The sequence below is a fragment of the Colwellia sp. F1 genome, assembly GCF_056238625.1.
Genome location: NZ_JBWDLI010000004.1, coordinates 1 through 14,460 on the forward strand (window position 1 = coordinate 1; position 14,460 = coordinate 14,460).

16 protein-coding genes are annotated in these 14,460 nt (G+C 41.0%); all 16 read right to left on the reverse strand.

Annotated features, from left to right (window positions below; genetic code table 11):
- Positions 1-112: 112 nt before the first annotated feature.
- Positions 113-496 (reverse strand): cation transporter, encoded by a 384-nt coding sequence (locus AC0UA9_RS04390; protein WP_475657604.1) that lies wholly within the window; start codon positions 494-496, stop codon positions 113-115.
- A 10-nt stretch (positions 497-506) separates the two neighbouring features.
- On the reverse strand, positions 507-929 hold the full coding sequence (locus AC0UA9_RS04395) for a hypothetical protein (protein ID WP_138522055.1): 423 nt from the start codon (positions 927-929) through the stop codon (positions 507-509).
- A gap of 12 nt (positions 930-941) precedes the next feature.
- On the reverse strand, positions 942-1,577 hold the full coding sequence (locus tag AC0UA9_RS04400) for a methyltransferase family protein (RefSeq protein WP_100912778.1): 636 nt from the start codon (positions 1,575-1,577) through the stop codon (positions 942-944).
- Positions 1,570-1,905: a DUF2933 domain-containing protein gene (locus AC0UA9_RS04405; RefSeq protein WP_100912777.1), complete on the reverse strand. Its 336-nt coding sequence runs from the start codon at positions 1,903-1,905 to the stop codon at positions 1,570-1,572. Before AC0UA9_RS04405 ends, AC0UA9_RS04400 begins: the two co-directional genes overlap by 8 nt.
- Positions 1,895-2,248: a P-II family nitrogen regulator gene (locus tag AC0UA9_RS04410; RefSeq protein WP_085282000.1), complete on the reverse strand. Its 354-nt coding sequence runs from the start codon at positions 2,246-2,248 to the stop codon at positions 1,895-1,897. The genes AC0UA9_RS04405 and AC0UA9_RS04410 overlap by 11 nt, the downstream gene beginning before the upstream one ends.
- Positions 2,249-2,256: 8 nt before the next feature.
- Positions 2,257-2,610: a cupredoxin domain-containing protein gene (locus tag AC0UA9_RS04415; protein ID WP_063529848.1), complete on the reverse strand. Its 354-nt coding sequence runs from the start codon at positions 2,608-2,610 to the stop codon at positions 2,257-2,259.
- 11 nt (positions 2,611-2,621) lie between these two features.
- Positions 2,622-4,865: a heavy metal translocating P-type ATPase gene (locus tag AC0UA9_RS04420; RefSeq protein WP_475657607.1), complete on the reverse strand. Its 2,244-nt coding sequence runs from the start codon at positions 4,863-4,865 to the stop codon at positions 2,622-2,624.
- A 101-nt stretch (positions 4,866-4,966) separates the two neighbouring features.
- A complete protein-coding gene (locus AC0UA9_RS04425; protein WP_475657609.1) occupies positions 4,967-5,380 on the reverse strand; it encodes a MerR family transcriptional regulator in 414 nt (137 codons plus the stop codon).
- Between the two features lie 304 nt (positions 5,381-5,684).
- Positions 5,685-6,107, reverse strand: coding sequence for a hypothetical protein (locus AC0UA9_RS04430; RefSeq protein ID WP_283709501.1), 423 nt, complete (start codon positions 6,105-6,107; stop codon positions 5,685-5,687).
- 420 nt (positions 6,108-6,527) lie between these two features.
- Positions 6,528-6,761 carry a heparan-alpha-glucosaminide N-acetyltransferase domain-containing protein gene (locus AC0UA9_RS04435; RefSeq protein WP_475657614.1) on the reverse strand — a complete coding sequence of 78 codons (234 nt, stop codon included), beginning with the start codon at positions 6,759-6,761 and terminating at the stop codon, positions 6,528-6,530.
- The gene (locus AC0UA9_RS04440) at positions 6,752-7,627 is read right to left on the reverse strand and encodes a copper resistance protein B (protein WP_008128029.1); all 876 of its coding nucleotides are present in this window, start codon (positions 7,625-7,627) and stop codon (positions 6,752-6,754) included. Before AC0UA9_RS04440 ends, AC0UA9_RS04435 begins: the two co-directional genes overlap by 10 nt.
- Positions 7,624-9,462, reverse strand: coding sequence for a copper resistance system multicopper oxidase (locus tag AC0UA9_RS04445; protein ID WP_475657617.1), 1,839 nt, complete (start codon positions 9,460-9,462; stop codon positions 7,624-7,626). The genes AC0UA9_RS04440 and AC0UA9_RS04445 overlap by 4 nt, the downstream gene beginning before the upstream one ends.
- A 27-nt stretch (positions 9,463-9,489) precedes the next feature.
- On the reverse strand, positions 9,490-9,960 hold the full coding sequence (locus AC0UA9_RS04450) for a YybH family protein (RefSeq protein WP_008109640.1): 471 nt from the start codon (positions 9,958-9,960) through the stop codon (positions 9,490-9,492).
- Between the two features lie 15 nt (positions 9,961-9,975).
- Complete coding sequence (locus tag AC0UA9_RS04455; protein ID WP_036934206.1) at positions 9,976-10,863, reverse strand: copper resistance D family protein; 888 nt, start codon at positions 10,861-10,863, stop codon at positions 9,976-9,978.
- A 19-nt stretch (positions 10,864-10,882) separates the two neighbouring features.
- Positions 10,883-11,230, reverse strand: coding sequence for a copper resistance CopC family protein (locus tag AC0UA9_RS04460; protein ID WP_010558032.1), 348 nt, complete (start codon positions 11,228-11,230; stop codon positions 10,883-10,885).
- Positions 11,231-11,283: 53 nt separating this feature from the next.
- Entirely contained in the window at positions 11,284-14,448 is a 3,165-nt protein-coding gene (locus tag AC0UA9_RS04465; RefSeq protein WP_475657620.1) for an efflux RND transporter permease subunit, read from the reverse strand.
- Between the last annotated feature and the right edge of the window lie 12 nt (positions 14,449-14,460).

Consider the following 14,460-nt stretch of genomic DNA (forward strand, 5'->3'; position numbering starts at 1 on the left):
TTAACGCCATTTGATTACATTACTCATTGCCTTGAACAACTTAGCTATAATGAGGTTGATGTGGAAAAGTTACTACCTTGGAATGTAAAACTGCAACTTAACTAGGTGTGGTTCAGCAGACGCTTACCTTATTTTTCCGGCTTGCACCCGGAGGAACTTTGTGACAACTCCACGGTTTATGAGCAGCGTTGTCTTTAACATTCTGATCAACAAATTTGTAGTAGCTTTCTTTAGTATGTGTCCACCAATCATCATGAACATCAGCACCATGTTTGCGAATTACTTCCTCAACCCCATCAAGGTTTATGTTCACCGCATCATATGCGAGATGTATTTCACCTTCTTTGATGTTGTAGCTAACTTCATCAATACCAAAAAGCTGATCAATTTCTTTTACTAGCTCGTCACAATTTTCTTCTGTAACATTACTTAGCCTCAAATTGCGAACAACTAAATTCTGCTCTCTAACGCCAACTCTATGCTCTAAATCGCTCATAATTTACCTCCTAATGAGAGTGCGAGTGGTTTTGTTTTTTGCCTTTCATTTCTGTCATCTTTTCTTTCATTTGAGGCATCATGTTTTCCATCATTTCCAGATGATGTTCAGCCATTGCAATTTGTTTATGTATAGGTTTGTCTTCCATACCTCGATGCATGATCTGCATAATTTTCATCATTGAACGTCTATGTTGATGCATCATTCGCTGTTGCTTATCAGGGTCTTGTTCAGATTTAATTGCTAAAACTTCTTTTTTCATTTCCATCATCTTTTTATGCATTTTTTCCATATTTTCGTGTGACATCTCCATGCCTTGATGCATATCATATTTGTTCACACTTTCATGCTTATGGTCATGATCTTGGGCAAATGAGCTTGTGGCTACCATCAGTGAGCCAGAAAATAGAATTGATTTACCTAATGTTTTCATAATTTTTACCTTCTACATTTTATTAAAATTTGGAATCCAACTTGGTGTCGATTCCATATACCTGCGGTACTCAGAGCCAAACTCTGCAATAGCTTGTGCTTCTTCGCGTTTGGCTAGCTTGACATAAACAACGACTAAGATTGGAAACATCGTAAGTGTCGGGATGGTCGGCCACTGCAATAAAAAGCCAAACATGATTAGAATGAAAGCTACGTACTGTGGGTGACGACACCTCGCATACCATCCTGTAGTAGCCAATTGATGGTGTTTTTGCGCGTGATGCAATACGTTCCATGCTGAAGACAACATAAAGAAACCTGCAACAATAAACACCATACTCGCTATATGAAATGGGTCCCAATGGGCATCACCTTCAAAACCAAAGAAAGTATGCAATAAGTGTCCATTTTCATGCGCAAAGAAGTTTACTTCTGGATAGGTCTCCGTCAGCCACCCCGATAGAAAATAGATAGTTAAAGGAAAGCCATACATTTCAGTAAATAGGGCGACAATAAAGGCGGAGAACGCTCCTAAACTTCGCCAATCAGTCGATGTTTTTGGTTTGACAAAACTAAAGGCAAAAAAGATAAAAATTGCAGAGTTCAGTATCACCATTGACCATAAGCCATAATCATATGTCTCATTCATCACTTTTCTCCTTTTTATGTGATTCCTTACGTCCTTCTTCTAAGCCTTGTATGTAGCCATCGCGATAGGCAGCATTTTTATCCGTTAGTTCTTGAAAGCTCTCTTCCTTTTTCTCATCAGGCGCATGTGAATGATCGTGGCCATGTTTGCCATGACTGCCATGCATAAATACGTGCATCAACGGGCATAGCAATAAAATCAAATAAGGAAGAAATTGCAGTACATGCTGTCCATGTTCAAAGATTAAAAAATAGGTGGCTGCGGCAATAAGCACCAATGCAGCCCAACCCGTAGGTGTTGACCAAAATTTAGGGTGCTCATTTTTCATATTGGCCTCCTATTGACCTTAAATCTTCCTTTGAAGCTTCAGACTTAGAATTTATCCAGTAGAGATTATCCACAGGAGAGATGCTAACTAATCCTTCGCCTTCAATGTTGGTATGCGCAGCATCGAGCAAAACTTCAGCAACATGTTCAGCATCATCAAAAGCAACATAAATGGTCATTACTATATGTGCTGATAAGTGATTTCTGTTGTAAGTATCAGCATATGCACCTCTGCCTGTTGCTTTATGAATGGTAAAGCCTTTATAGCCATGTGAAAGTAGTGCCTCTTCTACTCGTGTTAACACCATTTCATCAAAAATGGCTGTAACTTTTTTCATGTTCATAACCCCTCCTAAACAACCTTTAAAACACCGCGATACATTTGCATCTGACAGTGAAACTCATGCTCTCCCGGTGATAAGTTCAATAAGGTAATTTGAGTAATTTCATTTAATTTAAGCTGCTCGCTTATCTCCAATGATGGAATAAGCATTGTTTCAGCGCAGGGTGATTGATCTTTGCGCATAAACTTCAGAGTGACAGGTTGACTAGCAGACACTTGGATTGAGGATGGTGAATACACGCCATCCCTCACTTCAATGAGTACTTCATTACCTTGAACAATTGTTTTATTGGGTTTGTATAGCCAAAACCACCAAACAATCAGCGCGATTAACACTAAGCCTAATAAGTTAATTAACATCATCGTGTTTCTCCTTAATTCTCTTTTGCTTTAAACAAGCGAAGTCGATTTGCATTTGACACTACAGTCAATGACGAAAACGCCATTGCAGCACCTGCAATTACAGGGCTAAGCAGAATGCCAAAGAAGGGATATAGAACCCCCGCAGCAAAAGGAATCCCGGCTACGTTATAGACAAACGCGCCAAACAAGTTTTGTTTTATATTTCGTAAAGTAGCTTTGCTTACCGCTATGGCATCAGCTAGGCCATGAAGTGAACCACGCATTAGGGTAATGTCAGCACTTTCGATAGCTACATCAGTCCCTGTGCCTATGGCGAAGCCAACATCGGCTAACGCTAGCGCAGGAGCATCGTTGATGCCATCTCCTGTCATACCAACAATTTCGCCGCCTTCTTGTAGCTCTTTCACCTTGTTGGCTTTATCTTCTGGCAGCACTTCAGCAAGAAACTCACTAATACCCACTTTTTTAGCTACGGCGGCAGCGGTTTCCTTGTTATCACCCGTTAACATGATGACGCGTATACCATTAGCCTGAAGCCGTTTGATAGCAGAGATTGAGTCTGACTTGATAGGATCTGCAACAGCAATGATTGCTGCAAGTTCACCATCTACAGCAAAGTACATAGGTGTTTTGGCTTCTTTGGCTAAAGACTGTGCTTGTTCAACAAAGCCTGTGAGGTCTATGCCTTTTAACTTCATTAGTTTATCGTTTCCGAAAAGCAGGGCTTTGTTGTTGCAGCTTGCTTCTACACCAAAACCCGTAATGGCGTTAAAGGCTTCAATTTTTAGTAACTCAATATCCTGATCTAACGCACTTTCAACAATCGCTTGCGCTAAAGGATGCTCTGAGCCGCTTTCTAAACTTGCTGCAAGCTGTAGTACGTCTTTTTCGTCAGTAGCTTTTGCTAAAATAATATCGGTTACCTTAGGTGCCCCTTCAGTAATAGTGCCCGTTTTATCTAAAATCATGGCAGTGATTTTAGAGGCGGTTTGCAGTGCCTCACCGTTGCGAATAAGCACTCCGGCTTCTGCTGCTTTTCCTACTCCCACCATGACAGACATGGGTGTTGCCAAGCCTAAAGCACACGGGCAGGCAATAATAAGCACAGTAGTTGCTGAAACGATGGCAAAAGCAATGGCTGGCTCAGGTCCAAAGTTAAGCCATGCTAGCGCACTTAACACAGAGGTGATCATCACGACAGGTACGAAAAAAGCTGAAATAACATCGGCCAAACGGCCAATCGGCGGTTTTGAATTTTGTGCTCGTTTCACCATATTGATGATCTGTGCAAGCGCCGTGTCTTTACCAACGCGTGTGGCTCTAAATAAAATCATGCCTGATTTGTTCAAAGTACCTGCGACAACCTCATCTTCTTCAGCTTTTTCAGCAGGCATAGGTTCGCCTGTCAGCATGGACTCATCAATAGAGGTGTGTCCTTCCAATACCACGCCATCGACGGGAATTTTTTCACCCGGTTTTACCTTCACAATATCGTTAAATAAAACCTGCTCAATACCTATCTGAACTTCTTTGTTGTCACGAACCACGGTTGCTGTTTTGGCTTGCAAGCCGATAAGACGTTTAATGGCCTCAGAGGTTTTACCTCTGGCTTTGATTTCTAATGCTAAACCTAAATCAATTAAGCCAATGATCATGGCGGTAGCTTCAAAATAAACATGCCGTGCCATCAATGGAACAGCGTCAGGTGCAAACACGACAACCATCGAATACAACCAAGCCGTGCCTGTTCCTAAAGCAATTAGGGTGTCCATATTGGCTGAATGATTTTTGAAGCTCTTCCATGCTCCTACATAGAAATGCTTGCCTGAAAAATACATAACACCAAAAGTTAAAATGCCTACAACCAACCAAGAAATTCGTTCAAGGTTTGTTTCAACCGTCATTTCTCCAACCACAATGCTGTAGATCATCAAAGGAACGCCGAGTGAAAGGGCAATAAACGTATCGCGCATTAGCTTCTTATAATATGCCCAATCAGCCGCCTCTTTCTCGTCAAGCGCATATGTTGCCGAGCTATCATCAATTGGCTTCGCGTTATACCCCACAGACTCAACAGCTTTGACCAATTCTTCTGTCTTAGCTGTCCCAGAAACTGTTACAGTCCTATCAGCAAAATTCATTTCCGCACTGACGACTCCAAGAGTTGCATTTAATGCCCCTTCAATTTTGCCTACACAGCTAGCACACCCAGCGCCTTCAATGATAAGCTGTTGGTTATGTGATACTTTCTCCAACGTATTCTCCTCACTTTTACACGAAGAGGATTGAGCTTTTGCCTGACAGCAACAGCCTGATTCAGTTTTTATATTTGTGTTAGTAGCCACCCTTTTTCCTCCTATGTTTTTTTAATTTGCTCAAAGTTTTCGATGAGATGACAAACCATGTTTGCAGTCGGTGCTTTGTCTTCCATTTCTTCCCATCGAGAAAGCGCAGAAGACATTTTTCCTCGAAGTGCCAACATTGCTTGAAACTGTTTTTCTGTTTCTTCAAGCCGCTCTTTGATCAGGCTTCTGACTAATGGGCACGCACTTTTACCATCTTCAGATTCATTAATAATTTCCTTGATATCTGCAACGGAAAAACCAAGGTTTCTGGCACTTAAAATGAATTTAAGTCTCGATACTTCTTTATTCGAGTATGACTTGTAGCCGTTCACTGACTTGGCAGGTTTTAACAGTCCCAATCGCGAGTAATAGCGCACCGTATCAGCAGTCGTTCCAAGGCTTTTTGCCAGCTCTGCAACTTTCATGTTCACTCCTTAGTTCTTCACCTAAGTTTGTAATCTCACCTACAGCTTAGACCTGTGTCTAAGACACAGGTCAAGTGATTATTCGTGATTAATAATGCAAAAGCTAAAAACTAATTTTTTGGTAAAAGAGAAATCTCGGTCAAAATCGACAGCATTAAGTACTGTAAATGGCAATAGTTTGAGCATTTTCATAGTGCCTTCAAAATATCGTACTAATCGTTCAAAACAATTGGTTATTTAAACCAATGAAAAAATCATTCTATTTTGATGGGAGTGGCGAAAAAAAGACGCACTGTTCCCGTGATTAGCCAATAATTGGTGGACGATAAAGTAAGAGATGGATACCAGATTTTGGTAGGGGTATACGCTGTAGAATTAGCTCAGAATGAATATTGCAAATACCTTCGTCTTGCGCTTCCACAAGATAGGCATTTAAATGAAAGCTTGTACAAAAACCGCCTTCACAACAAACACAATCACCAGCTTTACATTTTTCACAGTCTTCATCACCATGAAGGTGTTTAGAGTCTTGCGAATTTTCAGTGTGATAGTGACTATTGTCAATCATTGATTGATGATGCATATTTTTGCTTGGTTGTATAATATGCGTGTCGGATGAGCCATTATGATGCTCTTCACAATTCATTGGTTTAGCAATAGCAAAGCCATGCTGCGTAAGCAACACAGTTATTATTACTATTTTAAACCACTTGAAAAGTCCAAACATTTTAATTCCTTATTTATCACCTACAATATTAGGCCCTAAATGAAAATAATTTTATGATCTTGAGCAACCTTTGAACTAAAACCTAAACTTTTTACTTTTTACTTTTTACTTTTTACTTTTTACTTTTTTAAACAGCTTAAACTTCACAAGTATAAAAGGGGTGTCTAATTTATACTCATGAGATTGAAGCCAAGCATGAGCACCATTAAAAGAAATAAAAAACCCTACGCTCATAACTAGGTATTGGGTAATGGATCATTTTTCCAATTGTTCAGCTTTAAGCGCAGTACTTTGCAACAATCGGTTCTATCCCGGGCACATCCAATTCCCGTTCATCAAAAGTGATAAAATGGCCTATTGTACGTCTTTCAATGGCGATGTTTTTTGCCTTGACTCTTTAACCTTAACCATTCGCCAACTTTACTTCTTAGCTGATATTCCACCTTGATAGGTATACACCAGACTGGCACCAACAGAAAACAAGAACAAACTTACAATTATTGCTCTTAGCTCTTTCCAGAAAAAGCCGTTAGGTATGTCTGTTCTAATATAACCAAAATAGTTTAAATCCCAGACAAAATGAAAAGCTACCATCAATATAATTGCGGTAGCTCTCATTAAATCAATGTAGTTATTTCTTCGTATTAAAACCAAAATCTTAAACCGGCAACAAACTCAGTATCGTTGCTGCTCTGCTCGTTTAGCTTGGCGTAATCTGCTGTGCTACCAAATTTATTAGTCCACTCTACACCTACATAAGGTGCAAATTGGCGAGTAAATTCATAACGAACCCTAACGCCAATAGCAGTACTAGATAGCCCACTGCCTAGCTCATTTTGTTCATCGTCTTTACCATAAAATGTTATTTCAGCACGAGGCTGTATAATGAGCCTTTGTGTTAAAAGCAGCTCATATTCAGCTTCTGCTGTAAATGCTGTATTGCCGCTCTCACCTACATACGCTGTCATATCAAGCTCAAACCAATAAGGTGCTAAGCCTTGAATACCAAACGCTAACCATTGACGGTTTTTGCCTTCTTTATAATAATCGTAGCGAATACCGACTTGCGTATCCCAATAAGCCGAAATTGCATGACCCCATAAAATATCAGTTTGATTTTCTTCAAGCTTGCCATAACTAACATCGCCCTCGGTTTTTATCACTAATCGATTAAAGGTGGTGCCGTACCAAGCTTGTAAATCGAAAACAGCAGCATCGGCTTGTTCGTTATACTCAAGGCGATCACCTAAAATAGCGTAAAACTTATACTCATCTGCAAGGGTTAAGCGCTCGCCATCTGCTAAAGCATATGGCCCTTGCGTTAAGGTTGTGCCATTAGCATAAGCGTGTGGATCGCGAGCATTTTTAGGGGCATCGCCGCCTTGCGGCTGCATTTTATCGCCCGCCATATCGCCAGACATGTCGCCCATTTCAGTTTGAGCAAACACATTCAGGCTCAATAACGGTGCGCTAATTAATAGTGCACTAGTAAGTACTGTTGATAAGGTTAAATTTCTCATGATACAACCACCTCTCTAAACATACCTGCATCCATATGAAACAGTAAATGACAATGCCAAGCCCAACGACCAACATCATGTGGCGTAGTTAAAAAGCTAATTCTTTGGGCGGGCTGTACCATTATGGTATGGCGGCGAACTAACACATCGCCTTGATCGTTCTCCAAGTCGCTCCACATACCATGTAAATGCATAGGGTGTGTCATCATGGTATCGTTTTGTAAAATAACTCGTACCCGCTGATTATGCTTCATATGCACAGGGGTACTTTTACCAAACTCTAAGCCATCAAAAGACCAGCTGTAGCGTTCCATGTTGCCGGTTAAATGCAGCTCAATTTCGGCTTCGGGTGCTTGGTGGTCAACTATGCCATCAAGAGAGCGTAAATCTGCAAGTGTTAAAACTCGACGGCCGTTATTGCGCAGCCCAATACCAGGATCGTCTAAGTTTGTGCGTGGCGTATCAACGCGCATATCAATTGAGGCGCCATATTCTGTTTTAGCGTGGCGAACTTTCTGACTTGGAACAGCCAGTGGGTTTTTACCCATATTATGCTTACTATGGTCCATTGCCATTGCACCGTGGTCCATTGTGCTATGATCCATTGCCCCCTGATCCATACTGGTTTTGTCCATGCTAGCGTGGCCCATAGCGCTGTGATCCATTCCAGGCATAGCAGAGTGATCCATATTGCCCATCATATCCCGCATTGCTAACCACTCAACTGGGTCAAGTGCAGGCACTGGCGCATCAATATTAGCAGCGACAGACAAAGTCCCTTTGGCATAACCTGAGCGGTCCATGCTTTGTGCAAAAATTGTGTATGCGTCATTTTTAGGCTCAACAACCACATCGTAGGTTTCACCTGGACCAAAGCGAAACTCATCTACGGTAACGGGTTCAACATTTTGTCCATCTGCTTGTACCACAGTTAATTTTAACTCTGGGATACGTACATCAAAAAAGGTGTTACTTGAGCCATTAATAAATCTTAAACGTACTTTTTCGCCCGCTTTAAACAGCCCACGCCAATTAGCCATTGGCGCAGTACCATTCATTAAATAGGTCATTGCCGAAGCCGATAAATCAGCTAAATCGGTTGGACTCATTCGCATCTGGTTCCACATTTCACGTCGTTGAAGTGCATTAGCAACGCCGCTTGTTGCTATGTCATCAAAAAACTCAGGTACAGTGGGCTGATTAAAGTTAAACACATCCCCCTGAATTTTTAATTTACGGAATAACTCCATAGGATCATCATCAGTCCAATCAGACAATAGGATGACATGCTCATTGTCAGCACTAATAATATCCTTTTCTCTTGGCTCAATAATTAATGCGCCGTACATACCTGTCATTTCTTGAAAGCCACTGTGTGAGTGATACCAATAAGTACCGCTTTGTTGTAACTTAAATTTATAAACAAACGTTTCGCCAGGCATAATGCCTTTAAAGCTAATGCCCGGTACACCATCCATTTGATACGGAAGAATGATCCCATGCCAATGAATTGAACTCGGCACTGATAATTTATTAGTTACCCTGATAGTAACGTCATCACCTTCTCTGAGGCGCAAGGTAGGAGCTGGTATTGAGCCATTGATTGTTGTAGCCATTCTTACAACACCTGTGAAGTTTACGGGTGACTCATCTATCACTAAATCTATTACTTCTCCACTTAGTTCGGGCGCAGTACCTGTTGAAGTTCCAGCAATCAAAGATGAAGCTGCATGAAGAACACTTGGAAAAGCAGCTAATACACCGCCAGCAATTACACCTTGTACAAAGCGTCTACGTGGCGTAGAAACTTGATGTAATGGATTTTTAATTCTCATTTTGTACTCCGTTATTTAACCAATAAATTAATGTGACCAATGAATGTGCTTAATCTTCCATTCACCATTTTGTTTTTCCAGCACCATCGTTTCCATGCCTTGATAATCGCGTTCAACACCTTTATGAGTACCTGTAGTTTGACTACGCGACGCAGAGATAGCGGTATTTCCAAGTATCGTCACTTGATGTTCAAGTGTGTCGCTCTTCATCGCTGCTAAATACTTCATATCCGACAACATATGATGATGAGCATATTCATCAGCGCTCCTTTCAACGCGGCCTCCCTCGAAAATGGTGACATCATCCGCTAACTGCGCTCTAGCCTGTTTTTGATTGCCAGTTTCAAGTGCTTGATGAAATGCCAAAACAACTTTTGCGGCAGGGGTATCTATACCTTTAAACAAACCTTTGTCTTTGTTCTTATCACCATGAGAGTTTGCTGCGAAACTAAACGTCATTAATAAAACAAGTAATATATTTATTGTTTTCATTTTCATTCTCTCTTTTAGGTTTTAATTTGCAGGGCCAACAACACTAGTAAGCCCAGCCGTTACAGATAAAATGGCAAAAGCTACTACCATTTCTATCGAGATAGATTTAGATAAAGCCTCTCTGCCTTGACTATTTTTAAGTTGTGGAACGAGTATTAATTTATGTTTAGCAGCAAGTGCCAAAATAGACACTACAAGGGCCAATTTAAACAACAGTGTTTGTCCGTAACTTGAGCTTATTAGTGCATCAAGACTTCCGACCAATTGAATCACGAGCCAGAGGCCTGCTACCAACAATAGGCTCACTGTAAAACTTGCTTGTTTGCCAAAGCTTTCCATCAGCAAATGAAGTTCTGCATAACTTAGCTGATGGCAAGCCTGTTTTAGTGGCAATAACGCCCCAAACCACCATGCCATAACGAGCACATGCAAAATAAGCAAGCCTTTTTCAATTGTGCCTAACTCAGAAATATGACCCAGTAACGTGAATGAGTATGCAAGGATTAATAAACTCAACATTAAAGCGCTTTGTTTTAAGTACGAGTTCACAGCGAGTTTGAACCTTAAAGCTAAAGCGATTATTGCGGTAACTAGCCCAAGCGCTCGAAGCAAAGCTCCAGTGCCGACAGAGGAGTCCCACATAATAGCCAACATATCAGCGTCTATCGCCCCCTGAATTCCCTCTTCTGCCATTGCACCAGTACTGGCAAAGAACCAAGTAATATTAGCGATCAAAGCCATAACTATATAAGTTCTTGTCCACGTTAAATTCGCTATTACAGCATTAGTATGAGATTCATTATTCTCAAATATTTGCCTGAAAAATGTATAACCAGCAATACAGGCAAAGCCGACGTAAAATACAATTTTTGACAGTACAATGACTGTATTCCAGATATACATTTCCATATCAATCACACCGCCTATTTTAGTGAACCATAAAGCCGAAGCTATGTTTCATTTTATGACCATCGTTACCTAAGAAGGTTACATCCACAGCATAGTTTGCAGGAGCTAATTTAGGTAGTTTCCATGTAAATTTGCTAGTAGCGACTTTAGAAGGCTCGAATCCAAATTTAAATTCTTCGCCTTGTTTATTGGCCAATGAAACTTTTACAACACGTACCTCTTTGGTGAACACCAAAGTTAACTCTTCTGGAGGATTCATTAGCATTGCATTATCAGCAGGCACACTTTTTTCAAGATGCACATGCGCAAATACCGCACTACTAAAAACGACACTGATTACGGTTAAAAATTTAATTAGTTTTTTCATATTTACCTCTATTTTAGTTTATTGAAATTGCTATTTATGGTTTCTTAACTTCGCTAAGCATTACTTTTTAGCTCCGCCTTAGAAAGCTCCTTGTTAAAGGCGTTTAATTCTGGCTTTTTAACGATTGAGTAAATTACTGGGAGCACAATAAGAGTGAGTAGCACAGCACTTGTCATTCCGCCTACCATAGGTGCAGCAATACGACTCATAATCTCCGAACCTGTTCCTGTACCATATAAAATGGGCATCAAGCCGATAATGATTGTTGCAACTGTCATCATTACTGGACGAACTCGTAAGCCTGCACCGTGCAATAATGCATCTTGATATGCATCATCAGAGATAGGTTCAGCTCGCTCTTCAGCTTTTTCCTTAAGCTCAGCAAGTGCCTGATTGAGATAGACCAACATTATCACACCAATCTCAACCGCTACCCCAACTAGAGCAATAAAGCCCACGCCAACAGCCACAGAGAAGTTAAACCCTTCCAGATACATCAACCATATGCCACCAATCATCGCCATCGGCAAGGTAACGATAATGATAGCCACCTCACTAAACGCTCTGAAGTTTAAGTAAAGTAGAATAACAATAATGGCGAGTGTTAAAGGCACTACATAGGTGAGCTTTTCTTTCGCCCTTTCCATATATTCGTATTGCCCAGCCCAAGTAATTGAATAACCTGCTGGTAGTTTTAGATTATTAGCCAAGTGTATTTTTGCACTTTCAACATAAGTACCTACGTCAACACCGTCTATATCGATAAACGACCAGCCATTTAAACGAGCATTTTCACTCTTAATCCCCGGCGGACCGTTCTCAACTCGAATATCTGCGACATCACCTAGTGCAATGCGTTGACCACTTGGTGTTACAACAGGTAATCGTGATAGCTGCTCAGGAGAGTCTCGATAGTCTTGCGGATAGCGTAAGTTAACAGGGTAACGCTCTTGACCTTCTACCGTTTGGGTAACGTTCATACCACCAATAGCTGTAGAAACCACTTGTTGAACATCTTCGATGTTTAACCCAAAGCGACTTGCCTTATCGCGTGAAATATCAACCTTGATATATCGTCCACCTGCAACTCGCTCTGAGTAAACTGATGCTGTGCCTGTAACTTCGGGTAAAATTTGCTCTATTTGTTGGCCGATTTCCTGAATCACATCAAGCTCTGGTCCGGCGACTTTAATACCCACAGGCGTTTTTATGCCTGTTGCTAACATGTCGATTCGGGTCTGGATTGGCATAACCCAAGCATTCGTTAAGCCCGGAAACTTAATCAATTTATCAAACTCAGCTTTTAACGATTCAGTAGTCACACCCTCTCGCCACTGCTCTTGTGGCTTCAATTGAATAAAGGTTTCAATCATGGTTAAAGGTGCAGGATCGGTTGCAGTTTCAGCTCTTCCTACTTTACCAAACACTGTTTCAACTTCTGGCACAGTGCGAATAAGCTTGTCTGTTTGCTGCAATAACTCCCTTGCTTTACCAATTGAAATACCGGGATAGGTAGTAGGCATATACATGAGATCGCCTTCATCCAATGGCGGAATGAATTCACTACCAATTTTATCTACAGGCCAAAAACCAATGATAGTCACTAATACTGCTGCTACTATTGTCGATTTTGGAAACTTCATAACTTGTTTTAAAACAGGCAAGTAGATAGCAATCAATAATCGGTTTAACGGGTTTTTCTTTTCAGAAACAACTTTGCCTCGAATAAAGTAGCCCATCAATACAGGCACCAATGTGATCGCCAAGCCTGCTGATGCCGCCATTGCATAGGTTTTTGTATAAGCGAGCGGAGAGAACATTCTTCCTTCTTGCGCTTCCAAGATAAATACAGGTAAGAATGAGACTGTAATAATCAGTAAGCAAAAAAATAATGCAGGGCCTACTTCACTCGCAGCCTTGGCTACGATTTGCCAGCGGTTTTCATCTGTAAGTGGTGTTTTCTCCATATGCTTATGCATATTTTCAATCATCACTATTGCACCATCAGTCATCGCACCAATCGCAATCGCAATACCGCCTAAAGACATAATATTGGCATTGATGCCTTGCATATACATGATGATGAACGACACCAAGATACCTAATGGTAGAGTAACAAGTGCCACAAAAGATGAGCGAAGATGAAATAGGAAAGCCACACAGACAATAGCAACGATTGCAAGCTCCTCTAGCAACTTGCTCCAAAGATTATCAACAGCATCATCTATTAACTTCGATCTGTCATAAACAGGGACAATCTCCACCCCCTCTGGTAGAGAAGATTTAAGCGATTCAAGTTTTTCTTTTACCCCGTTTATGGTTTGTTGAGCGTTTTCACCAAAGCGCATAACGACAACACCACCAACAACTTCGCCTTCGCCATTAAGTTCTGCGATACCACGGCGCATTTGAGGACCAAGGTTAACGTTGGCAACATCACCAATACGCAACGGCGTGCCTTGTTCGTTAATACCAAGTGGAATTTTCTCTATATCACTAACTGATTGAATATACCCCGTTGCGGTAACCATATATTCAGCTTCAGCCATTTCCACAACGGATGCGCCAGTTTCTTTGTTCCCTTTTTGTAAGGCTATTTGTATTAAACTTAGAGGAATATCGTAAGCTCTCAATTTATCAGGATCTACTTGCACTTGATACTGCTTAACCATACCACCAACGGCGGCAACTTCGGACACGCCCGGAACAGTTTGTAGTTCATACTTTAAGAACCAGTCTTGAATGCTTCTTAATTGGCTTAGATCATGGTTTCCAGACTTATCTGTTAAAGCGTAAATGTATACCCAACCCACACCTGTTGCATCAGGTCCTAATTGAGGTTTTGCCGAATCAGGCAGGCTTGATGCTACTTGGCTTAAGTATTCAAGTACTCTGCTTCTAGCCCAATACAAATCAGTATCATCATCAAAAATAATGTAGACGTAGGAATCACCAAAAAATGAGTAACCACGAACAGTTTGCGCCCCCGGCACTGATAACATCGCTGTAGTAAGAGGAAATGTCACTTGATCCTGCACTACTTGTGGTGCCTGTCCCGGATAGCTCGTCTTAATTATCACCTGCACATCAGAAAGATCGGGGAGTGCATCTACTGGTGTTTTTTGTAATGAATACAAACCACCAAACGCGATAATTAAGGTAATCAACAAAACAAAGAAACGATTGCCGATAGACCATCTAATAATTGATTCAATCATTATTTTTCTCCC

Coding starts and splice junctions, on each gene's coding strand:
- AC0UA9_RS04440 (WP_008128029.1), bottom strand. CDS start 7,627: ATGAGAAATTTAACCTTATCAACAGTACTTACTAGTGCACTATTAATT.
- AC0UA9_RS04450 (WP_008109640.1), bottom strand. CDS start 9,960: ATGAAAATGAAAACAATAAATATATTACTTGTTTTATTAATGACGTTT.
- AC0UA9_RS04410 (WP_085282000.1), bottom strand. CDS start 2,248: ATGAACATGAAAAAAGTTACAGCCATTTTTGATGAAATGGTGTTAACA.
- AC0UA9_RS04445 (WP_475657617.1), bottom strand. CDS start 9,462: ATGAGAATTAAAAATCCATTACATCAAGTTTCTACGCCACGTAGACGC.
- AC0UA9_RS04400 (WP_100912778.1), bottom strand. CDS start 1,577: ATGAATGAGACATATGATTATGGCTTATGGTCAATGGTGATACTGAAC.
- AC0UA9_RS04425 (WP_475657609.1), bottom strand. CDS start 5,380: ATGAAAGTTGCAGAGCTGGCAAAAAGCCTTGGAACGACTGCTGATACG.
- AC0UA9_RS04465 (WP_475657620.1), bottom strand. CDS start 14,448: ATGATTGAATCAATTATTAGATGGTCTATCGGCAATCGTTTCTTTGTT.
- AC0UA9_RS04430 (WP_283709501.1), bottom strand. CDS start 6,107: ATGTTTGGACTTTTCAAGTGGTTTAAAATAGTAATAATAACTGTGTTG.
- AC0UA9_RS04405 (WP_100912777.1), bottom strand. CDS start 1,905: ATGAAAAATGAGCACCCTAAATTTTGGTCAACACCTACGGGTTGGGCT.
- AC0UA9_RS04390 (WP_475657604.1), bottom strand. CDS start 496: ATGAGCGATTTAGAGCATAGAGTTGGCGTTAGAGAGCAGAATTTAGTT.
- AC0UA9_RS04455 (WP_036934206.1), bottom strand. CDS start 10,863: ATGGAAATGTATATCTGGAATACAGTCATTGTACTGTCAAAAATTGTA.
- AC0UA9_RS04395 (WP_138522055.1), bottom strand. CDS start 929: ATGAAAACATTAGGTAAATCAATTCTATTTTCTGGCTCACTGATGGTA.
- AC0UA9_RS04460 (WP_010558032.1), bottom strand. CDS start 11,230: ATGAAAAAACTAATTAAATTTTTAACCGTAATCAGTGTCGTTTTTAGT.
- AC0UA9_RS04415 (WP_063529848.1), bottom strand. CDS start 2,610: ATGATGTTAATTAACTTATTAGGCTTAGTGTTAATCGCGCTGATTGTT.